The sequence below is a fragment of the Streptomyces sp. NPDC007095 genome, assembly GCF_040634475.1.
Classification (GTDB): Bacteria; Actinomycetota; Actinomycetes; order Streptomycetales; family Streptomycetaceae; genus Streptomyces.
On record NZ_JBEYFS010000108.1, the window covers coordinates 1 to 25,604 of the forward strand.

26 protein-coding genes and 1 riboswitch are annotated in these 25,604 nt (G+C 70.9%); of the genes, 17 read left to right on the forward strand and 9 right to left on the reverse strand.

The window, feature by feature from the left end; all coding sequences use genetic code 11:
• Positions 1-89: 89 nt before the first annotated feature.
• A complete protein-coding gene (locus ABZ656_RS31460; RefSeq protein WP_360272194.1) occupies positions 90-752 on the reverse strand; it encodes a hypothetical protein in 663 nt (220 codons plus the stop codon).
• Positions 753-823: 71 nt separating this feature from the next.
• Between ABZ656_RS31460 and ABZ656_RS31465 the strand changes: the two genes are divergently transcribed.
• Both ABZ656_RS31465 and ABZ656_RS31470 read left to right on the forward strand, forming a co-directional pair.
• Positions 824-1,726 (forward strand): helix-turn-helix transcriptional regulator, encoded by a 903-nt coding sequence (locus tag ABZ656_RS31465; RefSeq protein ID WP_101401971.1) that lies wholly within the window; start codon positions 824-826, stop codon positions 1,724-1,726.
• The gene (locus ABZ656_RS31470; RefSeq protein WP_360272199.1) at positions 1,723-2,727 is read left to right on the forward strand and encodes a hypothetical protein; all 1,005 of its coding nucleotides are present in this window, start codon (positions 1,723-1,725) and stop codon (positions 2,725-2,727) included. The genes ABZ656_RS31465 and ABZ656_RS31470 overlap by 4 nt, the downstream gene beginning before the upstream one ends.
• A gap of 120 nt (positions 2,728-2,847) precedes the next feature.
• Here the strand turns inward: ABZ656_RS31470 and ABZ656_RS31475 are convergent, their stop codons facing one another.
• On the reverse strand, positions 2,848-3,891 hold the full coding sequence (locus ABZ656_RS31475; RefSeq protein WP_101401973.1) for a zinc-binding dehydrogenase: 1,044 nt from the start codon (positions 3,889-3,891) through the stop codon (positions 2,848-2,850).
• A 376-nt stretch (positions 3,892-4,267) separates the two neighbouring features.
• Here ABZ656_RS31475 and ABZ656_RS31480 point away from each other — a divergent pair, with 376 nt between their 5' ends.
• From ABZ656_RS31480 to ABZ656_RS31490, 3 genes are all read left to right on the forward strand, one after another.
• Positions 4,268-4,792, forward strand: coding sequence for a MarR family transcriptional regulator (locus ABZ656_RS31480; protein WP_101401974.1), 525 nt, complete (start codon positions 4,268-4,270; stop codon positions 4,790-4,792).
• Positions 4,793-5,304: 512 nt separating this feature from the next.
• The gene (locus ABZ656_RS31485; protein ID WP_101401975.1) at positions 5,305-6,021 is read left to right on the forward strand and encodes a response regulator transcription factor; all 717 of its coding nucleotides are present in this window, start codon (positions 5,305-5,307) and stop codon (positions 6,019-6,021) included.
• 163 nt (positions 6,022-6,184) lie between these two features.
• Positions 6,185-7,447: an FAD-dependent oxidoreductase gene (locus tag ABZ656_RS31490; RefSeq protein WP_180362178.1), complete on the forward strand. Its 1,263-nt coding sequence runs from the start codon at positions 6,185-6,187 to the stop codon at positions 7,445-7,447.
• Between the two features lie 55 nt (positions 7,448-7,502).
• Here ABZ656_RS31490 and ABZ656_RS31495 read toward each other — a convergent pair whose 3' ends face one another.
• Entirely contained in the window at positions 7,503-9,020 is a 1,518-nt protein-coding gene (locus ABZ656_RS31495) for an MFS transporter (RefSeq protein WP_101401976.1), read from the reverse strand.
• Between the two features lie 124 nt (positions 9,021-9,144).
• On the opposite strand from ABZ656_RS31495, the gene ABZ656_RS31500 reads away from it, so the two are divergent.
• Complete coding sequence (locus ABZ656_RS31500; protein ID WP_360272205.1) at positions 9,145-10,365, forward strand: cytochrome P450; 1,221 nt, start codon at positions 9,145-9,147, stop codon at positions 10,363-10,365.
• A gap of 6 nt (positions 10,366-10,371) precedes the next feature.
• Complete coding sequence (locus ABZ656_RS31505; protein ID WP_101401978.1) at positions 10,372-11,055, forward strand: TetR/AcrR family transcriptional regulator; 684 nt, start codon at positions 10,372-10,374, stop codon at positions 11,053-11,055.
• 657 nt (positions 11,056-11,712) lie between these two features.
• On the opposite strand, the gene ABZ656_RS31510 is transcribed toward ABZ656_RS31505, so the two are convergent.
• Positions 11,713-13,005: a DUF3533 domain-containing protein gene (locus ABZ656_RS31510; RefSeq protein ID WP_360272208.1), complete on the reverse strand. Its 1,293-nt coding sequence runs from the start codon at positions 13,003-13,005 to the stop codon at positions 11,713-11,715.
• A gap of 359 nt (positions 13,006-13,364) precedes the next feature.
• The gene (locus tag ABZ656_RS31515) at positions 13,365-13,808 is read right to left on the reverse strand and encodes a DUF3291 domain-containing protein (protein ID WP_360272211.1); all 444 of its coding nucleotides are present in this window, start codon (positions 13,806-13,808) and stop codon (positions 13,365-13,367) included.
• A 122-nt stretch (positions 13,809-13,930) separates the two neighbouring features.
• Between ABZ656_RS31515 and ABZ656_RS31520 the strand changes: the two genes are divergently transcribed.
• Complete coding sequence (locus tag ABZ656_RS31520) at positions 13,931-14,575, forward strand: MerR family transcriptional regulator (protein WP_360272214.1); 645 nt, start codon at positions 13,931-13,933, stop codon at positions 14,573-14,575.
• Between the two features lie 113 nt (positions 14,576-14,688).
• Here ABZ656_RS31520 and ABZ656_RS31525 read toward each other — a convergent pair whose 3' ends face one another.
• On the reverse strand, positions 14,689-15,162 hold the full coding sequence (locus ABZ656_RS31525; protein WP_101401983.1) for a hypothetical protein: 474 nt from the start codon (positions 15,160-15,162) through the stop codon (positions 14,689-14,691).
• 392 nt (positions 15,163-15,554) lie between these two features.
• Between ABZ656_RS31525 and ABZ656_RS31530 the strand changes: the two genes are divergently transcribed.
• On the forward strand, positions 15,555-16,352 hold the full coding sequence (locus ABZ656_RS31530) for a class III extradiol ring-cleavage dioxygenase (protein WP_360272217.1): 798 nt from the start codon (positions 15,555-15,557) through the stop codon (positions 16,350-16,352).
• Between the two features lie 55 nt (positions 16,353-16,407).
• Positions 16,408-17,202 carry a maleylpyruvate isomerase family mycothiol-dependent enzyme gene (locus ABZ656_RS31535; RefSeq protein WP_101401985.1) on the forward strand — a complete coding sequence of 265 codons (795 nt, stop codon included), beginning with the start codon at positions 16,408-16,410 and terminating at the stop codon, positions 17,200-17,202.
• Between the two features lie 219 nt (positions 17,203-17,421).
• Here the strand turns inward: ABZ656_RS31535 and ABZ656_RS31540 are convergent, their stop codons facing one another.
• Complete coding sequence (locus ABZ656_RS31540) at positions 17,422-17,967, reverse strand: MarR family transcriptional regulator (protein ID WP_101401986.1); 546 nt, start codon at positions 17,965-17,967, stop codon at positions 17,422-17,424.
• Between the two features lie 156 nt (positions 17,968-18,123).
• On the opposite strand from ABZ656_RS31540, the gene ABZ656_RS31545 reads away from it, so the two are divergent.
• Positions 18,124-18,639: a YceI family protein gene (locus ABZ656_RS31545; RefSeq protein ID WP_101401987.1), complete on the forward strand. Its 516-nt coding sequence runs from the start codon at positions 18,124-18,126 to the stop codon at positions 18,637-18,639.
• A 65-nt stretch (positions 18,640-18,704) separates the two neighbouring features.
• Here the strand turns inward: ABZ656_RS31545 and ABZ656_RS31550 are convergent, their stop codons facing one another.
• Positions 18,705-19,394: a glutathione S-transferase C-terminal domain-containing protein gene (locus ABZ656_RS31550; protein WP_360272222.1), complete on the reverse strand. Its 690-nt coding sequence runs from the start codon at positions 19,392-19,394 to the stop codon at positions 18,705-18,707.
• A gap of 152 nt (positions 19,395-19,546) precedes the next feature.
• Entirely contained in the window at positions 19,547-19,627 is an 81-nt protein-coding gene (locus ABZ656_RS31555; protein ID WP_351660076.1) for a putative leader peptide, read from the reverse strand.
• A 30-nt stretch (positions 19,628-19,657) separates the two neighbouring features.
• Positions 19,658-19,804: riboswitch (SAM riboswitch) on the reverse strand.
• Between the two features lie 465 nt (positions 19,805-20,269).
• Between ABZ656_RS31555 and ABZ656_RS31560 the strand changes: the two genes are divergently transcribed.
• From ABZ656_RS31560 to ABZ656_RS31585, 6 genes are all read left to right on the forward strand, one after another.
• Positions 20,270-21,235 (forward strand): amino acid ABC transporter permease, encoded by a 966-nt coding sequence (locus ABZ656_RS31560; protein ID WP_360272225.1) that lies wholly within the window; start codon positions 20,270-20,272, stop codon positions 21,233-21,235.
• Positions 21,232-22,056: an amino acid ABC transporter ATP-binding protein gene (locus tag ABZ656_RS31565; protein WP_101401990.1), complete on the forward strand. Its 825-nt coding sequence runs from the start codon at positions 21,232-21,234 to the stop codon at positions 22,054-22,056. The genes ABZ656_RS31560 and ABZ656_RS31565 overlap by 4 nt, the downstream gene beginning before the upstream one ends.
• A 110-nt stretch (positions 22,057-22,166) precedes the next feature.
• Positions 22,167-23,192: an ABC transporter substrate-binding protein gene (locus ABZ656_RS31570; RefSeq protein WP_101401991.1), complete on the forward strand. Its 1,026-nt coding sequence runs from the start codon at positions 22,167-22,169 to the stop codon at positions 23,190-23,192.
• 26 nt (positions 23,193-23,218) lie between these two features.
• Positions 23,219-24,085: a GNAT family N-acetyltransferase gene (locus ABZ656_RS31575; RefSeq protein WP_360272230.1), complete on the forward strand. Its 867-nt coding sequence runs from the start codon at positions 23,219-23,221 to the stop codon at positions 24,083-24,085.
• A gap of 106 nt (positions 24,086-24,191) precedes the next feature.
• The gene (locus tag ABZ656_RS31580) at positions 24,192-24,281 is read left to right on the forward strand and encodes a putative leader peptide (protein WP_323138250.1); all 90 of its coding nucleotides are present in this window, start codon (positions 24,192-24,194) and stop codon (positions 24,279-24,281) included.
• Positions 24,282-24,355: 74 nt separating this feature from the next.
• The gene (locus ABZ656_RS31585) at positions 24,356-25,591 is read left to right on the forward strand and encodes an LLM class flavin-dependent oxidoreductase (RefSeq protein ID WP_101401994.1); all 1,236 of its coding nucleotides are present in this window, start codon (positions 24,356-24,358) and stop codon (positions 25,589-25,591) included.
• Positions 25,592-25,604 lie beyond the last annotated feature (13 nt).

The window sequence follows — 25,604 nt, forward strand, 5'->3', positions numbered from 1 at the left end:
CGAGGGCCTGTGCCCGGCACGCCGAGAGCACGCACCTGACGCCGCAGGGCCCGCCCTCCGGGCGGACGACGGGAATTTGACGACAGGACCTAGGAGCCGACGGCCACCCCCGGCACGGGCACTTCCTCCCGCCGGTTCCCGACCGGCAGCGGATGGTCGCCGGAGGGCGGTGCACGGTCGAGGAGCCACTGCGCCTCGGCGAGCGCGCCGAGCGCGTCAGCAGCCTGGGGGCCGTGACCGCCAAACGGGGCAGGAGCGGCGAGCTCCTCTTCGTGACCCAGCGCCACGAACTCCGCCAGCGCGGCCGTACCTGTCTCGTCGAGGAACAGGACCTCGTCCACCGTTCCGGCCGCACCTCGACTCCCCACACCCGGGCGGCGCTCGACCCCTCGGCGGCACCCCGGCCGGACGGCCACTGGCACCGTCCCCTGCACCCCGACCCGCCCCTGCTGTTCCGGTTCAGCGCGCTCACCGCGAACGCCCACCGCATCCACTACGACGCGCCGTACGCCCGGGACGTCGAGGGGTATCCCGGACTCGTCGTGCACGGCCCGCTCCTGGCCCTCCTGATGCTGGAACTGGTGCGCCACGACGCCCCCTCCCGACAGGTCCGTTCCCTTTCCTACCGGCTGCGCAGCCCCGTCTTCGCCGGCGAACACCTGCTGGCCCGCGGCACGCCCCGCGTCGACCGCGCCGCTGTCCGTCGCCACCCACAGGGACGCCGCGCACGCCACGGCCGAGGTGACGTTCACCGAGCGCTGAGCCCTCGGGTATCCCGATCAGGGTGTGGTCGGCCCTCGCGGGGGAGCTCAATACTCGGCGCATGGACGGAAAACGACAGCTGGGTGAGTTCCTGCGGGCGCGCCGCTCGCAGCTGCGGCCCGAGGACCTCGGCGTGGTCACGTACGGCGAACGCCGTCGCGTGCCGGGGCTGCGGCGCGAGGAACTGGCCCGGCTCGCCGGGGTGAGCGAGTCGTACTACGCGCGGCTGGAGCAGGGGCAGTCCCAGGCCTCCCCGGACGTCCTGGACGCGATCGCCCAGGCACTGCGGCTGAGCGAGGCCGAACGACGGCACCTGCGGGAGCTGTCCGCCGGAGCCCGGCGCCGGCCCCGGACGCGCCGTCCGGCGCCGGAACGGGTCTCACCCGCGGTCGCCCAACTCCTGGGTGTGCTCTCGGAGGTGCCCGTGGTGGTCACGGGCCGGTACAGCGACGTACTGGCGTGGAACCGCGCCGGGCACGCGCTGTACGCCGGACACCTCGACCCGGACGGCCCGAACCGGCCGGGCGACCGTCCCAACATGGCCCGGCTGGTGTTCCTCGACGGTCACACGCGCGATCTGTACGCGGACTGGCCGGCCAAGGCCAGAGCCGTCGTGGGCACGTTGCGCCTGGCGTCCGGGCAGTACCCCGACGACCCGGCACTCGCCTCGCTCGTCGGCGAACTGACCCTCAAAAGCGCCGAGTTCACGGCGATGTGGGCCGACCACCGGGTCAAGACCAGCGACGTCGCGGTCTACGCGATGCGGCATCCGCTGGTCGGCGCCATGGACGTCACCCAGCAGACGCTGCACACCGAACACGGACAGTACGTCGTCGTCGCGACCACCGAGGCCGACTCGCCGTCCCGGGCCGCCATGACCCTCCTCACCCACAGCACGGCGGCGGCCGGCCCGTCCGCCGTGCGCCCGAAAACCATCGCGAAGGAAACAGCGAAAGAAGCATGAGAAAGAAACTGACCGCACGGAAACTGACCGCACTCGCCTGCACGGTCACGGCCGCCGGAATGACCGCAGTGACCGCCCTCACCGCGTCCCCCGCGGCAGCCTCCACCGGGCCGCTCGCGAAGCCCCGTATCGCCGCGCACTTCGACCTGGCACGGGGGCAGATGCCCGAGAACATCGCGCTGGAGCCCGACGGTACAGCTGACGTCACCTTCGCGGCCGCCCGGCAGGTGGCCGCCGTCAGCACGGCGGGCGCGACCCGCGTCCTGGCGACCCTGCCGGCCCCCGCCGACGGCGGAGTGCACACCCCGGTCCTCGGCTTCGCCCTGACCACCGGCATCGCCCGCGCCCACGACGGAACGCTGTACTTCCTCTACGCCACCGGTACTTCCGACCTGACCGGCCTGTGGCGGCTGCGCCCGGGCGGCACCCCGCAGCGCATCGCGGCCCTCCCCGCGGACGGTCTGCCCAACGGACTGGTGCTGGACGAACACCGCGGCAGGCTCTACATCGCCGACTCCGTACTGGGGAAGATCTACACCGTCCCCACGAAGGGTTCCACCGCCAGTGAACCGGCCACCTGGTCCGCCGCCCCCGAACTCGCCTCGACCGGCTTCCTCGGCGTCAACGGTCTGAAGATCCACGACAACGCGCTGTGGGCGACCAACCTCGACCGGGGCACCGTGCTGCGCATCCCGTTCGGCCCGGGCGGCGAGTCCGGCCACGTCCGGATCCGGGCGTCGGATCTCACCGGCATCGACGACCTCGCCTTCACCGGCCACGGCGACGAGATCCTGGCCGCGCTCAACGGCCCCGACACGGTCGTACGCGTCCGCCGCGACGGCACCTCGTCGACCGTACTCACCGCCGCCGACGGCCTGCAGAACCCGACCTCCGTCGCGCTGCGCCGAGGCACGCTCTACGTGCTCAGCGCCGCCTACACCACGTCCACCGACCCCAACCTGCTGCTGGCTCCCGCGTCGATCGGAAGGAGCCGGAAGTAGTTCGTCCGAGTCCCGACTCCTCGAGCAGTGCCCGCGCCCCGGTCTTCGAGGGGCGCGGGCACCGCTCGACCAGCCCCCACGCACCCACACCCACGCAGACGCCCGACAAGCTCCGCGGGACTACCGCTCGTCGTCGAAGGTCACGACGACCTTCTCCGCCGCACCCGGCGTCAGCGCGAGCTCGAACGCGTGCTTGGCGTCACCGAAGGGAACACGGTGGCTGATGAGCTTGGCGAAGCGCTCGTGGTGCTCGACGAGTTCGGGAGTGACCTCGAAGATCTCGGTGGGATAACCCTGCGAGGCGATGAGCGTCAGCTCACTGCGGAGCATCCCACCGAGATCGATCGCGTCGGACTTCTTCTGCACGGCCACCATGACCAGCTTGGCCCCCCACTTCGCCGACTCGACCGTGGTGTTGATGACGGCGGCGACACCGGCCGCGTCGATGTAGATGTCGGTGTCGGGACGGGGCTGCCCGAGTGCGTTCGCGGCCTGGCCGTGCAGCTCGGTCAGCCGCTCGGTCACGTTCTCCTCGGCGGAGTTGATGACGGCGTCGGCGCCGACGGCGAGCGCGGTCTCCAGACGCTCGGGGATGACGTCGGCGACCGTGACGTGCTGGATGCCCCGCAGCTTGAGCCAGATCGCCGCGCCGAGACCGATCGGACCGGCGCCGAAGATCACGACCTTGTCGGTCGGCTCGGCCCCGGACCGGTTGACGCAGTGGCGGGCGACGGCCATGGGCTCGTTGAGGGCCGCGACGTCGAAGGGAACGGTCCCGGGGAACACGGCGACGCTCTTGCCGATCTCGGCGTTCTCGATGAGGAGGTACTCGGTGAGGGCGCCGTACTTGCCGCCGCAGCCGATGATGCCGGAAGGGGCGTCCTGGGGGTTGACCACCACACGGTCGCCCACCTTCAGGTCCTCGACCTCGGCGCCGACCTCGACGATCTCACCCGCGGGCTCGTGACCGAGGGGGATGGAGACCATGGAGCCGTCGGGGCCGAAGGGCGCGCCGCCGATGTGCAGGAAGAAGGTGTCGGTTCCACAGATGCCACAGGCGCGGATGCGCATGAGGATGTCCTTGGGACCGGGTACGGGGCGCTCCACCTCGACGATGTCGATGGCGTTGACGGGTCCGGTCTGTACGGACTTCATGGTGGCCATGGAGGGATTCACTTTCTGAAGACGCTGCGACAGTTGCTTGTTGCTGGCTCGGACGAGCCGGGGCCGGTGCACGAGGTTCGCGACCCGATCGGATCGGGGGGCCGTCATCAGACGGCGGACAGTGGAGACGTGACGCGGGTCGGTGCCCTCGGGCCCGGCGGCGGACGGGGGAGTGAGCCGGCCGCCGGGCCCGGGACTGCGCCGTCCCCCGTCCCCACGGGTTCGGCGCGGCGAGGCCGCCTCCGCTCGAGGAGACCCCGGTCTGTGTGTCGGCCACTGGCTTACTTGAGTCAGGCAAACATATGCGAAGTACTTGAGTCAAGCAAATGGTTTTCTAAGTTACTTGACTCAGGCAATCAGATGCTAGACTGGACGCATGCCCACACCGCCGCCCGCAGACGTCCCCGTCTCGACCGCCATGATGGAGATCGAGCGCGCCCTGAGCCGCATCACCTACCTGGCCAGAGGGATCCGCCAGCACGATCGGCTGATGGCGCTGGCGGGAGTGGCGCTGGACCGCGCCGCGACGGCGCTGCTGCGGCAGATCGCCGACTCCGAGCCCATGCGCCCCGGCGAGCTGGCGGCCCGGCTGGCCGTGGAGGCGTCCCACATCACCCGGCAGGTGCAGCAGCTGCAGAAGGCCGGTCTCGTGACCCGGGTTCCGGACCCCGACGACCGTCGTGCGCAGCGCATTCAGATCACCCCGGCAGGCGAGGAGGCGGTCCGCCGCATCCGCGAGGCGAGTACGCGGGGTATGCAGATGGCTCTGGCGGACTGGTCGCCGCTGGAGCTGCAGCAGCTCGCCGGCCTGTTCCACCGGATGGTGGACGACTTCCTCTCCTACGCCATCGAGGACGAGGAAACCCCCCGGGAGCCGGCCGGGGCTGCCCACACGGCCTGATCCAACGGCGGGTCCGATGTGGGACGGAGGCTCCCCGGTCTGACCGAACGAACGGATGGGCTGCGCGTGGGGGGCACCGCCGAGTCGACCGTTTTGCAGCGCGACCGCAGCACGACCTCAGCTCGATCGCTCGACCGCACCGCCCCGACGCCACCAAAAGCTCAGCCGCACGACACCCCGCCCCCGACGACCGCCCGGCGGCACCCCGCCCGGTCGGCCGCTCGGCAACACACACAGCCAACCCTCTCAGTGGCAACCCGCACCGCCCGCCGCACCGTTCGACAGCAACCCACGCACCCCGCCCAAGCGCCCGCGGCAATCCGCACAACCCCCGGCCCGACCACTCAGAAGTGCCGCCCCCTGGAGCCCGCTCAGAAGTGCCGCGGCGCACTCCACGGTGGCGGACGTCCCTTCGGAGACCTCCGACCGCGCCCCTCTCGTCGCTCGGTGTCGCTCCCGCGTGAAGTTCGGCCCTACACGAATGGTCTTTCCATGTCACGAATGGTCTTTCCATGTACGGATACGTGAGTGAGCGGCGGTCGCCGGTGCGTGGGCAGGGTCAGCATGTCCTCGTGGTCGTCGACGGCCCCGAAATCACCGAACTGCTCTCGACCACACTGGAATTGGCGGGCTATCACGTCAAAGTCGCGGTCGACGGCGCCGAGTTGACGGCCCAGCTCGCCGAGCACCGCTTCGACCTGGTGGTCCTCGACGCGATGACGACCGACCTGGGCGGCGTCCCCCGCAGACACCGGCTCGCGCCCACCGGGCGACCGCCCGTGCTGTTCCTCACCGAGTGCGACTCCCTGGGCAGTCTCATCCCCGATCTCGGCCTGGGCGAGGTGGACTACGTCACCAAGCCCTTCCGGATCGCCGAGGTGCTGGCCCGGGTGCAGGTACTGCTGCGCGGCAGGGGCGCGGGGCGCGGGGACGGCTCGCCGCACTACGGCGACCTGGTCCTCGACGACGCGGCCTGTCAGGCGCGGCGCGGACAGCGGGCGCTCGATCTGACCCCCGCCGAGTACCGGCTGCTGCGGCATCTGCTGGTCAACGCGGAACAGGTCTTCTCGAAGAACCAGATCAGCCGGCACGTCTGGGGTGAGGTCCGTGCCGAGAACGCGATCGAGAAGCTCGTGTCCCGCCTTCGGCGCAAGGTGAACCAGGAGGAACCGGCCCTCATCCACACCCGCCGGGGCTTCGGCTACTGGTTAGGCCGCGCCACCCTCTGAAACCGCAACCGTGTGACCTCGATCACGTCAGCTTGAAGTCAGGGAAAAGGCCGGAGGGCGTCAGCCCGGTTCGGTTGCCTGGGATCAACCAGGTCTACAACCGGGTCTTCGACTACTTGTTCCGGCCTGCGGCTGAGGTCGGACCCCACGACCGAGGAGTGACATGGCCGACACACAATGGCGTGGTGATCCGGCTGATGGACAGGCGAGGCGGATTCTGGTCGTCGGCGCCTCGGCCGCCGGGCTCGCGGCGGTGGAGACACTGCGCAGAGAGGGGTACGACGGCACGCTCACCCTGGTCGGTGAGGAGGCGCACGCGCCGTACGACCGGCCGCCGCTGTCGAAGCAGGTCCTCGGCGCGCAGTGGGAGCCCGAGCGGCTGGCGCTGCGCGCGCAGGCGGAGTTGGACGGGCTCGATCTCGATCTGCGGCTGGGGGTCGCCGCGACGGCTCTCGACGCGGCCGCCCGTACGGTCCTGCTGGCCGACGGCACGCAACTGCCGTACGACGGTCTGATCGTGGCCACCGGGGTGCGCCCGCGCAGGCTCCCCGGCGAGGGCGCTCACGTACTGCGCACGGTGGACGACGCGCTCACCCTCCGGGAACGGCTGGGGCACGGGCGGCGACTCGTGATCGTCGGTGCCGGGTTCCTCGGTGCGGAGGCCGCCGCCGTGGCGCGCGGCATGGGCACGGAGGTCACGCTCCTCGAACCGGCACCGGTTCCGCTGGCGCACGCGGTCGGCGAGGAGGTCGGACGGGTGTTCTCGGCGGCCCACCTGGAGCACGGCGTCGACCTGCGGACCGGTGTGATCGTCACCGAGGTGACGGAGGACGGCGTGCGGCTCGCGGGCGGTGAACTCGTGGACGCCGACGAGGTGTTGGTCGCCATCGGGTGTGTGCCGAACACCGGGTGGCTCGCGGGCAGCGGCCTCAAGGTGGCCGACGGCCTGGTGTGCGACCGGTTCTGCGCCGCCGGGCCGGGGGTGTACGGGGCGGGGGACGTCGCCCGTTGGTACAACCCGTTGTTCGGTACGTCGATGCGGATCGAGCACCGGACCAATGCCGCCGAGCAGGGCAGCACCGCCGCCTACAACCTGCTCCACCCCGAGGCCCGCAGGCCCTTCGCCCCGATGCCGTACTTCTGGTCGGACCAGTACGACATGAAGGTGCAGGCGTTCGGCCATCTGCGCGGGCACGACGAGATCGTCGTGGTGGAGGGCGAGATGAGCGAGCGTCGGTTCCTGGCCATCTACCGCACCGGTGACCGGCTGGCCGGAGCCCTCGCGGTCGGGATGCCGCCGAAGGCCATGCGTCCCTGGCGGCAGGCCATTGCCACCGGCACCAGCTGGCACGAGGCGATACGGGCGTGGGCATGGGCGACGGACGGCGATGCCAAGGAGGTCGTCCGCGGCGAGCCGTCGTTCTGAGCACCGCCCGCAGGCGGGCCCGCGTGTCGCCACGCGGGCCCCGTCGGCCCGCGGCCTACGGCCTCGTCTCCACGGCCGTACCCGCCGAAGTGCCCGCGGAAGTGTCCTCGGGTGTGGACGGCTCCCCGGTCACCGGAGTCGCCGGGGTGCCGGCGAGCGGGCTTCGGCGGGGCAGGCAGGCGGCGAAGCCGAAGGCGACCAGGGCGGCGCCGGAGCCGATGGCCATGACCACCCGGAAGGCGTTCTCCGAGGGCAGGGCCACGGAGCCGAACGTGGTGGTCATCTGGGCCAGGGTGACACCCGCGACCGCGCTGGAGACCGAGGTGCCGATGGACCGCATCAGTGTGTTGAGGCTGTTGGCCGCGGCGGTTTCCGACACCGGCACGGCCCCCATGACGAGCGAGGGCATCGCGCCGTAGGCGAGCCCGACGCCGGCCCCGATGATGCTGGAGACGAGGACGAGCTGCCAGATGGCGGACATCAGCGTGACGCTCAGGCCGTAGCCGGCGGCGACCACGAGGGCGCCGAGCATCAGCGTCACCTTGGGCCCCTTGGTCTTGGAGATCCGCGCGGACAACGGTGCCGTGGCCATCATCACCAGGCCGTTGGGCGCCATGACCAGGCCGACGACCATCATCGACTGCCCGAGGCCGTAGCCGGTGGCCTCCGGCAGTTGCAGGAGCTGCGGCAGCACCAGGGCCATCGCGAACATCGAGAAGCCGAACACGGCGGAGGCGAGATTGGTGAACAGCACCTGACGCCGCGCGGTGGTCCGAAGGTCCACGAGCGGCTGCGCCGCGCGCAGTTCCCAGCGGCCCCACACCAGCAGCACGGCGACGGCCACCGTGAACAGGGCGAGGGTCGTGGCGCTCGCCCAGCCCCAGTCGGCCCCCTTGGAGATCGCCAGCAGCAGGCACAGCAGCGCGGCCGACAGCCCGGCCGCGCCCACCAGGTCGAAGCGGCCGCCGGTGCGCACGGACGACTCCGGTACGAGCGTCACGACGAGTACGGCCGCCACCACGCCGAAACCCGCCGCGGTCCAGAACAGCAGGTGCCAGTCCGCGTGATCGGCGAGGAACGCGGCCGCGGGCAGACCGAGCGCGGCACCGATGCCCAGCGAGGCGCTCATCATCGCGGTCGCCCCGCCGAGCCGCTCGGCCGGCAGTTCGTCGCGCATGATGCTGATCCCTAGCGCGATCACACCGGCAGACAGGCCCTGCAGGGTCCGTCCGACGACCATCGGGGCCAGGCTGTCGCTGAGCGCGCACACGGCGGATCCGGCCACCAGCATGGCGAGGCTCGCCAGGAGCATCCGCCGCTTGCCGTACATGTCGCCGAGACGCCCCACCACCGGGGTCGCGACGGCGCCCGCCAGCAGGGTGGCCGTGATCGCCCACGTGGTGTCCGAGGCAGAGGCGCCCAGGTACCCGGGAAGCTCCGGGACCAGGGGGATCACCAGGGTCTGCATCAGCGAGACGACGATCCCGGCGAAGGCCAGCACCGCCACGACGGTGTCCGGCCGTGGCGGACCGCTCGTCCCGGAGTCGGAGGGGTGAGCAAGGGCCTCGGGCATGGCGGAGCCTCCGTCAGGGTGCTGCGATGGCCAGATTTTAAGTCAGCTGATTGACTTAGATTACTGGCTGGGGTTGCCTGATCGTGTGGAGACGGCTGAATCGGAGGAGACGGAGGAGACCGCGATGGACGTACGTGACGACGAGCCGGCGTTGACCTACCCGATCCCCGGCGCGACACCGCTGGGACCACCGCAGGAGTGGGCGAGACTGCGACAGCGGTGCCCGGTGGCGCGCGTGACCCTGCCCAGCGGCGACGAGGCCTCCCTGCTGACCCGCTACGCGGACGTCAGACAGGTGCTGTCCGATCCCCGCTTCAGCCGCCTGCTGAACGCGGACGACGCCGCCCGGATCTCCGCCACCGAATCGGGTGGGGCCTTCAACAACGAGATGTCCAACGTCATGCCGCAGACCGGCGAGGCCCACCGGCGCTGGCGGCGGATGGTGAGCAAGTGGTTCACCGCCAAGAGGATGGCCGCGTTGCGCCCGGGGATGGAGGCGATGGCCGACCATCTCCTCGACACCATGGTGGAGCACGGCCAACCCGCAGACCTGAAGGACCACTTGGCCTTTCCGCTGCCGGTGTGGGTGATCTGCGATCTGCTCGGCGTTCCCGACGAGGACCGGGACCGGTTCTCCTACTGGTCGGACACCCTGCTCGATCTCACCACGTACGCGCAGGCGGAAATCGACGCGGCACAGGCCGAGTTCGCCGCCTACATGACCGTCCATGTCGCCGCCAAGCGGGCGCACCCGGGTGACGACCTGCTCAGCGACCTCCTCACGGCCACCGACCCGACCGGATACCGGCTCACGGAGCAGGAGTTGGTGTACACCGGCCAGGGCCTGCTGGTCGCCGGGCACGAGACCACGGCGAACATGATCGGGAAGATGGTCGCCATGCTGCTGGCCGACCGGCGGCACTGGGAGCGGCTGCTCGCGGACCCGTCGCTGGTGCGGCCCGCGGTCGAGGAGGCGCTGCGCATGGACGCCAACCCGGGACTCGGCATGCCGCGTTACATCGGCGAGGAAACCGAGGTCGGCGACACGGTACTGCCCAAGGGCACCACCGTGCTGTGCAGCATGGCCGCCGCGAACCGGGACGAGACCGCCTTCGAGGACGCCGGGGAGATGATCCTCGACCGTACCCCGAACACCCATCTGGCGTTCGGCGTCGGCCCGCACTCCTGCCTGGGACAGGCGCTCGCCCGGACCGAGCTGGGGGCCGTCCTCGACGTACTGCTGCGTAGGCTTCCCTCGCTCGATCTGGCCGTTCCGGTCGAGGAGCTGCGACGGCTCGAGGGACTGGTCGTCGGAGGGCTGCGCGAAGTCCCGGTGAGGTGGTGACCGGCCATGGCGGCCAGAACCGTACGGGCCGAACAGGTCAGTGCGACGCGTGAGTCGATCCTGACCGCGGCGGAGCGGCTGTACGCCGAGCAGGGGGTGTACGCGGTCTCCAACCGCCAGGTCAGCGAGGCCGCGGGGCAGGGCAACAACGCCGCCGTCGGCTATCACTTCGGCACCAAGGCCGACCTGGTGCGGGCGATCGTGCGCAAGCACTTCGTGCGGATCGAGCAGGTGCGCCTGCGGCTGCTGGCCGAGATCGACGAGGAGAGCGCCGGCATCCGCGACTGGGTGACCTGCCTCGTACACCCCCTCACCGAACATCTGGCCGAGCTCGGCCGGCCCTCCTGGTACGCCCGCTTCACCGCGCAGGTGATGACCGACCCGGCGCTGCGCCAGATCGTGATCGACGAGACCCTCAGCTCCCCGTCGATGCGGATGGTCCTCGAACGGCTGCACCGGTGCCTCTCCGACCTGCCGGTCGAAGTGCACGCCGAGCGCAGTGACATGGCGCGGGAGCTGATGGTGCACATGTGCGCCGAGCGCGAGCGAGCCCTCGCCGACAACACCCCCACGCCCCGGTCCAGTTGGCACGACACCGGACTCGGCCTGACCGATGCCGTCGTCGCGCTGTGGCTGGCCCCGATCACGCCCTGCCCGCGTCGGCGGCGGGGTGGGATCTGCCGCGACTGATCCCGCCCGACACGGCCGGAGGACGTCGTCCTGGCGGCCCGTCGTGAACAGCGCCCGACGTCCCTTCGTATCTCCTTTCGAGTACGCGCGAACCGCACCGCGGAAGGAAAGAGACGAAGTGCCCCAGCAGCGACGGCAAGGACGCCTCGGCCGAACGCCTTCCCCCACCCGCCTCGTACGCGGGGCCGCGGTCGCCGGGGGCCTCGCCCTGCTTCCCTGGCCGCGGGCTGCGACGCCGGAGGGGAGGAGGCGGCGGACGAGCGCAAGGCGTCGAAGAAGACCGCCGCCGTCGAGGTGGTGGCGCCCGCGGACGTCGAGGTGATCGCGAACCTCACCGGATGCAAGGTCACGATCCGCGTCGACGCGAAGGAACTCCGCGAGGGTGCCTGCCACACCGAGACCGGCGACCACCTCATCACGACGTTCCCCGAAGAGCGCTACAACCGACCTGGCTGGACAGCGCCGCGATCTACGGCGGCACCTGTCTCGTCGGCCCGCGCTGGGCGATCAGCGCACAGCCGAAGGTCCTCGAACCACTGCGCGCGAAGGTCGGTGGAACCGTCCGGCGACTGCGGGGTTCCGACGCCACGACAGGGCCCTGACGGGAATCCGCCCCCAGGGTGCGCCCTCCCTCCCCGCGTGACGTCTTCTGCGGGATCAGTCGGAGAGTCGGGGAGTGAGGCGCCGCAGGCCCTTGCGGTCGTAGTAGCGGGTCATGGCGAGGCCGAAGAGGAGGCCGAGCGCGGCGCCGACGACGATCATGATCCAGGCGCGGGTGAGGCCGGCGTCGGCGCGGGCGTCGAAGAAGAGGATGGCGCGGACACCGACGCTGAGTTGGCGCATGGGTTCGAAGATGCTCAGGAAACGGTAGAAGCCCGGGACGGCTTCGAGGGGCACGGTGGAACCGGAGGAGGGCAGGCCCAGGACGATGAACACGAACATGGAGACGAGCTGGCCGATGCCCCCGAAGGCGGCGTTGATGGCCTGCACGCCCAGGCCGACCGCCAGCGACGCGCAGTAGGAGTAGACCCACAGCAGCGGCAGGTGCGAGGCGTCCATGCCGAGGATCCCGACGGTGGCGATCATGACCAGTGTGGTGGTGAGGACGGTGATCCCGGCAGTCATGGCCATCTTCAGCAGCAGCGTCTGGGTGCGGCTGATGGGCACGGTGGGACGGCGGGTGTGCCACGGGCCGATCTCGTTGTCGGCGTAGCCGAGGGCGGTGTCGACGCCGTTGCTGATGACATTGCCGCCGAGGAACCCGGCGAGGACGAGGAGCAGGGTGTAGTAGAACGCGCTGAGTCCCAGGCCGCTGTGGTCCCCGATCGGGTGGCCGACCTGGGTGGCTACGGCGACGGGGTCGGCAAGCACGAGGCGGGTGGTGGCGTCGGCCTGTGCGGTGGCGGGGGAAGCCATCAGCTGCTCGCCGACGGCCAGGGAGGCCTGCTGGGCGGCCTGTTGGGTGATCCGGCTCGCGAGGGAAGAGCCGAGGCTGCCCATGCCGGGGTTGGTGAGCACTGTCAGGGTGGGCCGCGTGGTGGCGTTCGCGGTGGTGAGGGCGGCGGTGGTGGTCGTGAAGTCGGCGGGGACGACCAGGGCGCCGTAGATCTTGCCGGAGGCCAGTCTGTCCTGGGCCTGGGCGAGAGTGAGGGGCTGCCAGTCGGCCTTGCCGGAGGTGTCGGCGGTGACCGAGCGGGTGATCTGTGTGCCGAGGTTCGTGGTCTGCCCGGGCAGCGGTCTGCCCTGGTCGGTGTCGACGATGCCGATGGGCAGGTGGCGCAGTTCCCCGTTCGGGTTCACGATGCCGCCCATGTAGAGCAGTGACAGCAGAAACGCCAGCAGCCCGCACAGCACGGTCGGCACCAGCCACAGCTTCGGCCGGTGCAGGAGCGCGGCGGCACTTGCCCGGACGGGGGTGTCGTCGGTGGTGGGCGTGCTGTCGGCGGCCATGGCTCTCCGTGGGTGCGTGCGGCGCGGAACCTGCGTGGGCGGGTACGGGCGCCCGTACCAGGCCAGGATGGGGGCTGCGGCGGCGCGGCGGTCAGCGACGCGCCGCGCACGGAGCGCCACGGGGGCACCGCGCCTGTCACGGAGCGCCGTGCGGACCGGCGTTCAATGAACATGGGCACGCTGCACGCGACGATCGCGAGCCACAGCGGCACCCTTCGTCGTTCGTGCGCCAGGGCGACCGGAGGGTCGTCCAGGGCCGGGCTTTCCTCGGACAGCGTCATGTCGGTACGTCTCCCTGGGAGATGAAGAGTCGGTCCAGGGGAGGAGCTGAGGGAGGGGCGGGGAGGAGCGGGGGAACGTCAGGCGGCGCCGGGTCCGGCGCCCGAGGGTCCGCGCTCGCCGGTGGCATCGGCGCGCTCCTGCTCGGCGAGCCGCCGCCGGGCGTCCGCCCAGTCGAGGGGGAGTGCCGAGGCCGGAAGCTCCCAGAACGTGAAGACCGAGCCGCTCGTCGTGGACCGCAGCCCGGTCATGATCGAGCGGTGCGGTTCGGTCTTCGCGTACGTGTAGAGGGACCGCTTGTCCTCCCAGGCCGACAGCGTCCAGAAGGTGCGCTTGAGCGGCTGGGCGACGAGCGTGGCGCCGTATGCGCCGGGCGCGCTCTTCACCTGCTTCCACGCGGCCAGGGACCGCAGGAAGAAGCGCGGTACGTCACGGAAGGAACGGACCTCGAAGCGCGAGGCCATGACGAACGCCCGAGAGTCCGGTGCGGGCACGTTGACGGTGGTCCAGGGGAGCGTGGGCACGGTGGCGCCTTCTTCCACGGAGGCAGGACGACGGACGGAGGTCCAGGGGAGCGCTAATTGGATACCTCCACTATCCATGTTAGACAGTGGGGGTATCCAATGACCAGAGCGGAGCCGATCCGATGCGTATGTCCGAGCTGAGCCGCCTCAGTGGAGTCTCCGTCACGACGATCAAGTACTACCTCCGAGAGGGGCTGCTCCCGGTCGGCCGGCAACTGTCGGCGACCCAGGCCGAGTACGACGGGAGCCATCTGCGCAGGCTCTGTCTGATCCGCGCGCTGACCGGCGTCCGGGGGCTGTCCGTCAGTACCACCCGGGAGGTCCTGGGAGCCCTGGCGGAGCACGCCGGTGACACCCATCGCCTGCTCGGTCTCACCCTCGGTTCGATCGGGCCCGCCGAGGAATCCGCGCGGGACTCCACTGAACGGGCCGAAGCCGACGCGCTCGTGGAGGAGTTGGGCTGGGACGTCCACGAGTCGGCGCCCGCGCGGGCGACTCTGGCCGAGACCCTGGGCTCGCTGCGCGGCCTCGGTGTCCCGTTCGACCGGAGCGCACTCGTGCCGTACGCCCGGCTGGCCGAACGGACCGCGGCGCTCGACCTCGACCAACTGGACGGAATCGACGACCCGCTGGAACTGACCGAGCGCGCGCTGCTGCTCACGGTCCTGCTCGAACCCGCGCTGATGGCGCTGCGTCGTATGGCTCAGGAGGACGAGTCGGCGCGGCGCCACGGGGGCGGTCGTCGTTCACCGGACCGACGCCGTTGATCCGACGGTCGCCGTTGATCGGACGGTCGCCGTGGGGTGGACGGTCGCCATGGGGCGGACCGTGTGGTCCGGACGGTGCTGACCGGGGGGCGCCGGTCAGGTGGCCGTCGCGATCAGCGCGGGTCTTCGGGGAGGCAGTTGAGCAGGGCGTTCAGACCGTCGTGGTCGAGGACGCAGACGCCCAGGGCCACGGTCATCACCGCCAGCAGATGCACGGCCCCCGGGAGGTCCGCGTCGGCGGCGCGGGTCAGGGCCTCCGTGTCGCCCGCGGCCCAGGCCCGGACCGCCTGCCCGAAGGCGAACTCGTAGTGCGGGGGAGCCGCCGTGGCCGCCTGTTCGGCGGCCCGGCCCACGTCGCGGGCCGCGGGCTGGGCGGTGAGCGTGAGGCGCAGGGTGACGTCCATGACGGCACAGAGATAGGTGTACGTGTCGTCGAGGGCGGTCTCGTCCAGGGTGTCCAGGGCCGCGGCGACTGCCCGCGCGTCGCCGTCGGTGTACCCGCGCAACAGGAGCAACGCGGTGTGCCGGGCGGGGTGGGGGCCGGTGATCCGGTCGTTCGGCGAGGGAACGGAGGGATGGTGCGACACGCGGTGGACTCCTTCGGCGGGCAGCCCGAACTCCGGACGGTCCACCGCTGAGCTGCGCCTGACCGTGGACGACTGCCGACCCTAGTGAAGCCCGTCGGCCACCGCGTCCAACCGGCGTCCGATCATGCATACGAAGATCGGACTACTTCCGATTGCGTACGGCGCCTTCCTCAGGGCCTCCGGGCGCCACCGTCCGTGGGTGTTTGGTTGACGTCTCAAGTGGGACGACCTACAGTCAAACTTGAAGGTTCAACTTAAAACCTGAGCCCGCGAGCCGGAGCACCCTCACCCACGTAAGGACCGGCATGAACTCCCTCCTCGATCCCGAGGTGCCCGCCGGAGCGTACGACCGGTTCCTGGTCGACGCGCTGCCATGAGCCCGGTCCCAGCGCGTGTGGACGCCCGCGGACGGACCCCTTCCCGCGCTGTACCTGAGCCACGGCGCGCCCCCGCTGTTCGACGACGGGCCGTGGCTGCGGGAACTGTTCGAGTGGGCCCAGTCCCTGCCGAAGCCGAAGAGCGTCCTGATCGTCTCCGCGCACTGGGAGGCGGCACCGCTGTGCCTGTCCGCCCCGGCGGCGCACACCCCGCTCGTCTACGACTTCGGCGGCTTCCACCCGCGCTACTACACGATGACGTACGACACTCCCGACGCGACCGCCCTCGCGCACCGCGTGGCCGGGACCATGCCGGACGGTGAGTCGCTGTACCAGCAGCCCTCCCGCGGCCTCGACCACGGCGCCTGGGTGCCGCTGATGGCCATGTACCCCTTGGGTGACATCCCGGTGCTCCAGCTCAGCATGCCCACCCATGACCCCGTCCGGCTCCTCGAACTCGGCGCCCGGCTCGGCCCGTTGCGGGAGGAGGGGGTCCTCGTGATCGGCTCGGGGTTCATGACGCACGGACTGCCCTTCATCACCCGCGAGATGCTGACGCAGGGCGAAGTGCCGGGCTGGTCCTCGGACTTCGACGCCTGGGTCGCCGACGCGCTCGCCCGCGGGGACGTCGACGAACTCGCGGCCTTCCGGACCAGGGCGCCCGGTATGCCGTACGCCCATCCGACGGTCGACCACTACATCCCGCTGTTCGTCACGCTGGGCGCCGCCCCGAGCGCCGACCGGACGGTGCGCACCACCGTCGATGGTTTCATGATGGGCTTCTCCAAGCGGTCCTTCCAGACCGCGGTGTGAACCCTTGAACCATCCACACCGACACAAACCGCTTTCACCTCAACGGAGTCGAGACATGAACGACCTTGCCGACCAGACCATCGACGCCCTGCGCGGCGGACACGACTACCTGACCGCCGTGGTGCACGGGCTCGCCACCGCCGACCTCACCCGGCCGTCCGGGGCGACTGAGTGGGACGTGTCCCAGGTCCTCGGCCACCTGGGCAGCGGCGCGGAGATCGGCCTGGCCTCCCTGGAGGGCGCGCTGAACGGAACCGGGCCCAAGGGCGGCGACTTCAACACGTCGGTGTGGGCGCGCTGGGACGCGATGTCCCCGGTCGAGCGCGCCGAGAGCTTCGTGACCGCCAACGAGGCGCTGGTGCGTGGGTACGAGGCTCTCGACCCGCGGGCCCGTGCCGAACTCCGGGTCGACCTCGGCTTCCTGCCCGCGCCCGTGGACGTCGCGACGGTGGCGGGTCTGCGGCTCGGTGAGTTCACCCACCACACCTGGGACGTGGAGGTGGCCTTCGACCGTACGGCGGTCCTGGCGCCCGCCGCGGTCGAGCCGCTCCTCGACCAGGCCGGACTGCTCATAGGCTTCCTCGGCAAGGTCGAGGCGCTCGGTGGACGGCAGGTTCGCCTCGCGGTCCACACCACCGCTCCGCGGCGCGCGTTCGGGCTCGACCTGGTCGACTCGGTCGTGCTCACCGACGAGCCCGTCGAGCCCGACGCCGTCCTGAGCGCACCGGCCGAGTGGTGGCTGCGGCTCGTCACCGGCCGCCATGCCGCCGACCACACCCCGGCCGAGGTGACCCTCAAGGGTGACGCCCTCACCCTCGACGACCTGCGACGCGTCTTCCCCGGGTTCTGATCCGCCGTTTCGCCCCCGGCATCCGTCGGTCTGCCTCCCAGGCATCCGTCGGTCTGCCTCCCAGGCATCCGCCGGTCCGCCCCCGGCATCCGTCGGTCTGCCTCCCAGGCATCCGCCGGTCCGCCCCCGGCATCCGTCGGTTGGCCCCCCGATGCCCGGCGTTCGTGCCGCCCGGCGTCCAACTCCGCGCACTCGTAGGCCTGCCCGGCCCTGAAGGGGCTACTTCCTCGGCCCCTCAGGGGCCGCATCGCCACCCTCGACCTGCCCGGAGTCCGCACCGGGACGGGGCGAGGGTGGCAGCAAGTCGTGCAGTGCCTCGTACCGCTGCGCGCAGGCCGTCTGTGCGATGGCCTGCGAGACGGCGTCGGCCAGCGGCCCCGTGGACTCGCGCAGCAGCCGCCGCGCCTTGTCCGTGAGGACCACCTCGATACCGCGCCGGTCGCTGCACGCCGACCGCCGTGTGATCAGTCCCGCGTGCTGCAGACACGCCACCTGATAGGTCAGCCGCGTCTTGGGGCGGCCCAGCAGTTCCGCGATCTGGGTCATCCGCAGGCTGGACCCGGGCTGGTCGGCCAGCAGGCACAGCACCAGGAACTCGTCGTGCGAGACGTCGAGGGTGTCCTTGACGCGGGCGCGCAGCTGCTGCTCGATCGCCCCGGCCGCCGCCAGGAGACGCATCCAGGCCCGCAGCGGGGCGGGCAGCAGCTCACTGTCACCCGACGGCTCGTGTTCGGGCAGGTCAGCGGGGGCGGAAGGGTCAGCCATAGTGTCCCAGTCTACCGGTTGTCCAAATTTGAAGAACCGGCTAGCGTGGAGTCATCCAAATTTGGATGACCGCGTTGTCCCCACAGTCCCCGTGTGCCGCGCGCCCCGTGCGTCGCGCACCCCTGTGCACCGTCCGTAACCGTCTGGAGAACTCTCATGACCGTCGCCGTCCAAACCGGCCTGTGGCAGCTCGACCCCGCCCGTACCGTCGTCGCCATCAAGCACAAGACGATGTGGGGCATGGTCACCGTGAAGGGCACCTTCACCGGAGTCACCGGAGAGGGCGAGGTGCAGCCCGACGGGACCGCCCGCGGCACCATCACCCTGGACGTCGCGTCCCTGGACACGAAGAACGCCAAGCGGGACAAGCACCTCCGCTCCGCCGACCTCTTCGACGCCGACCGCCACCCCACGATCACCTTCGCCGTCCGCGACGCCGTCCTCGGCCAGGACGACACCGTGGAGATCAACGGGCAGCTGACCGTGCGCGGCATCAGCCGGCCGCAGCCCGTCACCGGCCGCGTGACCGGGGCGAGCGCCGACAGCGTCACGCTCACCGCGGAGTTCACCGTGGACCGCGACCAGTTCGACATGGGCTGGAACCAGATGGGCATGATCCGCGGCCTGACGACCGTCACCGGCACGCTCGTCTTCACCCGCGCCAAGGCCTGAGCCGACGCGGCGCCGGGGCCCGGGCCCTGCGGCCCTACCGGCTCCGGCGACCTTGGCGTACGCGCTCAGCGCACCTTGCCGTGGAAGGCAGGGTGGGCGTCGAGCCGACGTACGTAGTCCCGGAGCCGACCGTACGGGGCGAGGGACTCCGTCGGGTCGAGTCGGGTCAGGGCCACCCAGAGGTCGACGTCCGCGGCCGTCAGCTCGTCGCCCAACGCGTAGGTCTGCGGGGCGAGTTGCCGGTCCAGTGACTGGAGTGTCGTCGTGCGCGCGAGCGGCGGGGCGGTGGGGGTGACGTCCCGGTCGAGGAGTTCGCGCAGGGCGTCGATGTCCGCGGTGAGGGCCGGTGGGTTCAGCCGGGGGAGGCGGGCGTCGTTCTGGCGGACCGGCAGCCCGGCGAGGTCACGCAGGATGTCGGGCGTGTGGTTGCTCACGATCCGTCCGCTCCAACGGTCGCACAGCGCGGGCGCGGTGAGCGGACCGTCGTAGTGGTGCCAGGTGGCCTCGTACGCGCCGCGCAGTGCGGCGAACGCGTCGGGTGTCTCGGCGGGAAGCGTCAGCAGCGTGGTGGCGACCGAGTCGTGGAGACCGAGCAGCTCCAGGGTGACCGAGATGCGCAGCGAACGCGGACAGCCCTCGGTGAGGTACAGCTGATAGCGGTGCGGCGCCGGGTAGAAACCGCCGGCCAGGCCGACGCCGATGCGGCTGCGGATGCGGTGGGGGCGAGGCGCGGCGAGCGAGACTGTCTTGGGCATGACTCTCCAGGGAACGTCGAAGCCCCCACGGCCCGTTGGGCGGCGGTGGCGGAACGGAGTGACTGCGCTGACGTACGGTCCCGTCCGGATCGTGGGACGTGCCCGACCGGACGGACCGCATGGATCAGTACGCGCTGGACGGACCGCCTGGACTAGTACGCGCTGGAGACCCGCTGCAGATCGATGTGCAGGCGCCTGGTCAGACCGTTCGTGCTCCTCCTGGCCATTCCCATCGCTCCCGTGTCCGGGGCTCGCGAGAGGCGAGACCACGCTTGTCCCGCCGCACCGGCGGAACCCGGTCGTCACCCGGGGCACCCCGTCGCGGTGGAAGGGTTGCCTGTCAGCGGGCCGGGGCCGATAACCGCGTCGAACGGGAGAAACCCGCACGACGGGCGCTGACAATCGTGACCGTCCCCGTCAGTCTCGGTCCGGTCCGCGGAGCCGTCAAGAAGGCATATGCGCGGTCTCACCACGTGGTCATTCCGGCCGGTGCGCGTTGACATTCGTTTGGGGCCATGCCTAACTTACGCCGCATCGGACCGGATCGACTCCGGTGCGTTCGAGGCCCAGCGGGGCGGAATGGTGACGGTGAACGCGATGTACGCAGCTGACGGGACGACCGCTTCGCGGCGCCACGGCTGCCCCGCCACCGCACTGTGTTGTACCTCCCGCGGCGCCCGCTGTCTCTGTCAGGGCTGACCGCTTCCGCCTTCCGCGACGTTGAACGTCCGCACGGCTCAACATCCCTCGCCCGCCACCCTGTTGGTGCGCTGTCGGTGAGCCTCCCCCTCCGTACCCCCTGACATCCGTCTGTCCCCGCGCGCACCGCCGTCGTACGGGCCGCGGCGGTGTGTCCGCATTCGTTGGAGCCCTCCATGAGTGAATCCCTGGGCTCCGCCGTGCCGTTGAGCACGACGGAGCCCCGCCCGGCCGCGGCACAGCGCGTGCTGCCCCTGCGCCACCCCGGCCGCTGGATCGCCTCGGCGATCGTGCTCGTCGTGGTCGCCCAGACCGTCCACGGGCTGGCGACCAACCCCTTCTTCCAGTGGGACAGGTTCCAGTACTGGTTCCTGCGTCCCACGATCCTCGACGGCCTGCTCATCACCCTCGAAGTGACGCTCTACAGCGCTGTGTTGGGCCTGCTCGGCGGTATCCTGCTCGCCCTGGCCCGGCTCTCCAGGAGCCCCGTGCTGCGCGCGGTGAGCTGGGTCTACATCTGGCTGTTCCGCTCGGTGCCGCTCATCGTCGTCCTGCTCTTCCTCTACAACTTCAGCGCGCTCTACAAGACGCTGAGCCTCGGTGTCCCCTTCGGCCCCGCCTTCCTCACCTTCGACGAGTCCCGGCTCGCCACCGACATGGTCGTCGCGGTCGTCGGACTGAGCCTCAACGAGGCGGCGTACGCGGCGGAAGTGGTCCGCGGCGGCATCCTCTCCGTCGACCAGGGCCAGCACGAGGCGGCCTCCGCACTCGGTCTGCCCAAGGGCTACCAGTTCAGGAAGATCGTGTTCCCGCAGGCGCTGCGCTCCATCACACCGAACTACGTCAACCAGCTGATCGGCCTGATCAAGGGCACCTCGCTGGTCTTCTACGTCTCGCTGCTCGACCTCTTCGGCTCGGTGCAGAGCATGGGCTCCACCTACCCCGGCGACATCGTGCCGCTGCTGCTGGTCGCCACCGCCTGGTACCTGATCCTCACGAGCGTCGTGTCCGTCGTCCAGTTCTACGTCGAGCGGTACTACTCGCGCGGCGCGCTGCGCTCCCTCCCGCCGACCCCGTTGCAGAAGGTTCGCGCCGGTCTGCGTGACCTGCGGGCCCGGGTCCGCAAGGAGGCGGCGATATGACCGGCGAGACGCTCGCGATCCGACCGGCCGCCGTCGAGGTGCGCGATGTGCACAAGTGGTACGGCACCCAACGCGTACTGAACGGAGTGGAGTTGACGGTACGGCCCGGAGAGGTCACCGTGATCCTCGGTCCGTCCGGCTCCGGCAAGTCCACCCTCCTCAGGGTGATCAACCACCTGGAGAAGCCCGAGATCGGCCATGTCAGCCTGAACGGCGAGCTGATCGGCGTACGCCGGCACGGCGGGCGAAGCGAGATGGGGGTCCCCCCGGCCGAAGGCCGGGGGAGGCTCAAGGAGCTGACCGAGCGGGCGATCCTGGCCCAGCGCGGCCGGATCGGGTTCGTATTCCAGAACTTCAACCTGTTCCCGCATCTGACGGTGCTGGACAACGTGGCGGCCGCGCCGGTGGCGACCCGACGGCTGAAGCGGCCCGAGGCCCGGGAACTCGCGCGCACCCTCCTCGACCGCGTGGGTCTTGCCGACAAGGCCGACGCCTATCCACGGCAGTTGTCGGGCGGCCAGCAGCAGCGGGTCGCCATCGCCCGCGCCCTCGCGCTGCGGCCCGGAGTCATCCTCTTCGACGAACCCACCTCCGCCCTCGACCCCGAGCTGGTCGGTGAGGTGCTCGCCGTCATCAAGGACCTGGCCACCAGCGGCACCACGCTCGTCATCGTGACCCACGAGATCGGCTTCGCCCGCGAGGTGGCCGACCGGATCGTCTTCCTCGACGAGGGCCGCGTCGTCGAACAGGGCTCACCCACTGAGGTGTTGGACCACCCGGCACACGAGCGGACCAGGGACTTCCTGAGCAAGGTCCTCTGAACTTCCCTCCCTCACCGCACCTTCACCCACCGCCCCTGCACCCATCTCGCCTGAATCCACCACGCCTTCCCTCACCCCACGTCACTCACGAACATCGGACAAGGACAGCCATGCGCACCCTCACCCTCCGCGGCAGACTCCTCCGTGGCCTCACCGCCTCCACCGCCGTCGCCGCTCTCGCCGCAGGGCTCGCCGCGTGCGGGGGCGAGAGCGAGGCGGCCACCACCTCCGACAGCGCGGCCGCCGGCACCGTCACCGTGGGCGCGCTCTCCAACGGCGCCGCGCGGCAGACCGACCTCAAGGTGTCCGAGGTCAAGTCCATCAGCGCCGAGCTGCCCAAGTCGGTCGCCAAGAGCGGCAAGCTGGTCGTCGGCGTCGGCGCGCTGCCCGCCGGGTTCCCGCCGCTGGCGTACGTCGGCCAGGACCAGAAGACCCTCACCGGTGCCGAACCCGACCTCGGCCGACTGGTCGCCGCGGTCCTCGGACTGAAGGCGGAGGTGAAGAACTCGACCTGGGAGAACCTGTTCGTCGGCATCGACAGCGGCAAGGTCGACGTCGCCTTCTCCAACGTCACGGACACCGAGGAACGCAAGAAGAAGTACGAGTTCGCCTCCTACCGGCAGGACAACCTCGCCTTCGAGGTGCTGAAGAAGAGCACCTGGAACTTCGCCGGCGACTACGAGAACCTGGCCGGCAAGACCGTCTCCGTGAGCGCGGGAACCAACCAGGAGAAGATCCTGCTCGAGTGGAAGGCGAAGCTGGCGAAGGAGGGCAAGAAGCTCAACGTCAAGTACTTCCAGGACAGCAACAGCACCTATCTGGCGCTGTCCAGCGGGAAGATCGACGCCTCCTTCGGGCCCAACCCCGGTATCTCGTACCACGTCACCCAGACGGCGAAGACACCCGACCCGACCCGCAACGCGGGCAAGTTCTCCGGCGCGGGCGCGACCCTCCAGGGGCTGATCGCGGCCACCGCGAAGAAGGACAGCGGGCTGGCCAAGCCGGTCGCCGACGCGATCAACCACCTGATCAAGGACGGGCAGTACGCCAAGTGGCTCGCCGCCTGGAACCTCTCCAACGAGGCCGTCAGCACCTCGCGGATCAACCCGCCCGGCCTGCCGCTCGACAACTCCTGACCGCTTCCCGGAGGTCCGACTCCACCATGTCCACCGTTGCCCGACCCACCCCGCCGCAGAGCCCGGCGGCACCCCACATCCTGGACAACGCCGCCTGGGCCGCGCTGACCGGCCCGCACGCCCACCTCGCCGAGCGCGTCGGCCGCGCCGCCCGCTACGCCCTGGACGTCTCCCCGTTCACCGCTCTCGCCGGCCCGGTCGGCCCGCGCGTCTGGGACGACCTCGCCGCTCTCGCCGGCCCGGTCGGCCCGCGCGTCTGGGACGACCTCGCCGCCCTCGCCGACCCGGCCGGCCCGCGCGCCTGGGACGACCTCGCCGCGCTCGTCGGACCCGGCACCGTCACCCATGTGACCGGGGCGAGGTCGGTGCCCGAGGGCTGGGAGACGGTGCAGCACGGCCAGGGCGTACAACTGGTCGACACCTCGCTGCGCGCCGAGCCCGCCCCCGAAGCGGTACGGCTCGGACTGGACGACGTCCCGGAGATCCTGGACCTGATCGCCCTGACCGAGCCGGGGCCCTTCCTGCCCCGCACGGTCGAACTCGGCACCTACCTCGGCATCCGGCACCGTGGCCGGCTCGTCGCCCTGGCCGGCGAGCGAAGCGAGATGGGGGTCCCTCCGGCCGGAGGCTGGGGGAGGCTGCGCCCGCCCGGCTGGACGGAGATCAGCGCGGTCTGCACCGCCCCGGACCACCGCGGCAAGGGGCTGGCCACGCGACTCGTCCGCGCGATGGCGGCCGGTATCAGGCAGCGCGGAGACACCCCCTTCCTGCATGCCTCCGCGACCAACACCGGCGCGATCCGGCTCTACGAGTCGATCGGCTTCACCCTGCGCCGCCGCTCGCAGTTCCTCCTCGTCCGAACTCCGGGCGCCCAGCAGGAACAGACGGCGTAGGCGGGCCGTTGTGTTGAAGAGGTTCACGATGTCGGCGCGGCCACGGGCCCGCCGGGACGCAAGGGCGGAGGTGAGGGACGTGAGAGTCGGGTCCGATCTTCGCGTCATGGTGCTCACCCCGCGCCGCCGTGTACGTCTTTACTCCCGGCCGCACATCGATCTGCAGCGCGTAGCCGGCGCGCTCTGTCGTCCCTGACCTGTCACCCCGCCGCCGCGCCCTTCGCGTAGAGGGCCGCGCTCTCGTACGGTCGACCAGGAAGGCACCCCTCCGTGTCTGCTTCATCTTCGCTGCCCGATTCCTCCCCCTCGTCCTCCCCTCTGCACCTCGCCGTCGCACTCGACGGCGCCGGCTGGCACCCGGCGGCCTGGCGCGAGCCGGTGGCCCGCCCCCGTGAGCTGCTCACCGCCGGGTACTGGACGGACCTGGTCACCGAGGCCGAGCGCGGTCTCCTCGACTTCGTGACCATCGAGGACGCCCTTGGACTCCAGTCCTCGCACCTCACCGAGCCCGACGGCCGCACCGACCAGGTCCGCGGGCGCCTCGACGCCGTCCTGATCGCCGCCCGCGTCGCCCCGCTGACCAGCCACATAGGACTGGTCCCGACCGCCGTCGTCACCCATACCGAGCCCTTCCACATCTCCAAGGCGATCGCCACCCTCGACTACGTGAGCACGGGCCGTGCGGGCGTACGGGTGCAGGTGACGCCCCGCGCCCACGAGGCCGCGCACTTCGGCCGCCGTACGTTCCCGCCGCTGCGCATCGAGGACCTGGACACCTCGGCCGTACGAGAGCTGACGACCGACCTCTTCGACGAGGCCGCGGACTACGTGGAAGCGGTGCGCCGGCTCTGGGACAGCTGGGAGGACGACGCGGAGATCCGGGACGTCGCCACCGGACGCTTCGTCGACCGCGACAAACTGCACTACATCGACTTCGAGGGCAAGCACTTCAGCGTCAAGGGCCCCTCGATCACCCCCCGCCCGCCGCAGGGCCAGCCGATCGTCAGCGCCCTGGCCCACGCGACCGTCCCCTACCGGCTGGTGGCGCGGGCCGCCGACATCGGTTACGTCACCCCGCACGACGCCGGCCAGGCCCGTGCCATCGTCGAGGAGATCCGCGCCGAGCAGACGGCGGCCGGCCGCGCCGACGAACCCCTGCACCTCTTCGGTGACCTCGTGGTGTTCCTGGACGACGACCCGGCCGAGGCCGCGGCGCGCCGCGAACGTCTCGACACGCTGGCCGGCTACCCGTACACCGGCGACGCCCGCATCTTCACCGGCTCACCCGCCCAACTGGCAGACCTGCTGCAGGAGTTGGCGGAGGCAGGCCTGTCCGGCTTCCGGCTGCGTCCTGCCGTCCTCGGCCACGACCTGCCCGCCGTCACCCGGGGCCTCGTGCCCGAACTCCAGCGCCGGGGCGTCTTCCGGCAGTCGTACGAGTCCGACACCCTGCGCGGGCTGCTCGGCCTCTCCCGCCCCGTCAACCGCTACGCCGCCACCGCCTGAGCCGGAGGGACCC

Excerpts from the sequence above, each read along its gene's own strand:
- ABZ656_RS31465 (WP_101401971.1), top strand. The coding sequence starts at position 824 with ATGGACGGAAAACGACAGCTGGGTGAGTTCCTGCGGGCGCGCCGCTCG.
- ABZ656_RS31500 (WP_360272205.1), top strand. The coding sequence starts at position 9,145 with ATGGACGTACGTGACGACGAGCCGGCGTTGACCTACCCGATCCCCGGC.
- ABZ656_RS31480 (WP_101401974.1), top strand. The coding sequence starts at position 4,268 with ATGCCCACACCGCCGCCCGCAGACGTCCCCGTCTCGACCGCCATGATG.
- ABZ656_RS31575 (WP_360272230.1), top strand. The coding sequence starts at position 23,219 with ATGTCCACCGTTGCCCGACCCACCCCGCCGCAGAGCCCGGCGGCACCC.
- ABZ656_RS31540 (WP_101401986.1), bottom strand. The coding sequence starts at position 17,967 with ATGGCTGACCCTTCCGCCCCCGCTGACCTGCCCGAACACGAGCCGTCG.
- ABZ656_RS31550 (WP_360272222.1), bottom strand. The coding sequence starts at position 19,394 with ATGCCCAAGACAGTCTCGCTCGCCGCGCCTCGCCCCCACCGCATCCGC.
- ABZ656_RS31475 (WP_101401973.1), bottom strand. The coding sequence starts at position 3,891 with ATGGCCACCATGAAGTCCGTACAGACCGGACCCGTCAACGCCATCGAC.
- ABZ656_RS31565 (WP_101401990.1), top strand. The coding sequence starts at position 21,232 with ATGACCGGCGAGACGCTCGCGATCCGACCGGCCGCCGTCGAGGTGCGC.
- ABZ656_RS31580 (WP_323138250.1), top strand. The coding sequence starts at position 24,192 with ATGGTGCTCACCCCGCGCCGCCGTGTACGTCTTTACTCCCGGCCGCAC.
- ABZ656_RS31535 (WP_101401985.1), top strand. The coding sequence starts at position 16,408 with ATGAACGACCTTGCCGACCAGACCATCGACGCCCTGCGCGGCGGACAC.
- ABZ656_RS31560 (WP_360272225.1), top strand. The coding sequence starts at position 20,270 with ATGAGTGAATCCCTGGGCTCCGCCGTGCCGTTGAGCACGACGGAGCCC.
- ABZ656_RS31490 (WP_180362178.1), top strand. The coding sequence starts at position 6,185 with ATGGCCGACACACAATGGCGTGGTGATCCGGCTGATGGACAGGCGAGG.
- ABZ656_RS31570 (WP_101401991.1), top strand. The coding sequence starts at position 22,167 with ATGCGCACCCTCACCCTCCGCGGCAGACTCCTCCGTGGCCTCACCGCC.
- ABZ656_RS31510 (WP_360272208.1), bottom strand. The coding sequence starts at position 13,005 with ATGGCCGCCGACAGCACGCCCACCACCGACGACACCCCCGTCCGGGCA.
- ABZ656_RS31545 (WP_101401987.1), top strand. The coding sequence starts at position 18,124 with ATGACCGTCGCCGTCCAAACCGGCCTGTGGCAGCTCGACCCCGCCCGT.
- ABZ656_RS31495 (WP_101401976.1), bottom strand. The coding sequence starts at position 9,020 with ATGCCCGAGGCCCTTGCTCACCCCTCCGACTCCGGGACGAGCGGTCCG.
- ABZ656_RS31470 (WP_360272199.1), top strand. The coding sequence starts at position 1,723 with ATGAGAAAGAAACTGACCGCACGGAAACTGACCGCACTCGCCTGCACG.
- ABZ656_RS31520 (WP_360272214.1), top strand. The coding sequence starts at position 13,931 with ATGCGTATGTCCGAGCTGAGCCGCCTCAGTGGAGTCTCCGTCACGACG.
- ABZ656_RS31505 (WP_101401978.1), top strand. The coding sequence starts at position 10,372 with ATGGCGGCCAGAACCGTACGGGCCGAACAGGTCAGTGCGACGCGTGAG.
- ABZ656_RS31555 (WP_351660076.1), bottom strand. The coding sequence starts at position 19,627 with ATGGGAATGGCCAGGAGGAGCACGAACGGTCTGACCAGGCGCCTGCAC.
- ABZ656_RS31485 (WP_101401975.1), top strand. The coding sequence starts at position 5,305 with ATGTACGGATACGTGAGTGAGCGGCGGTCGCCGGTGCGTGGGCAGGGT.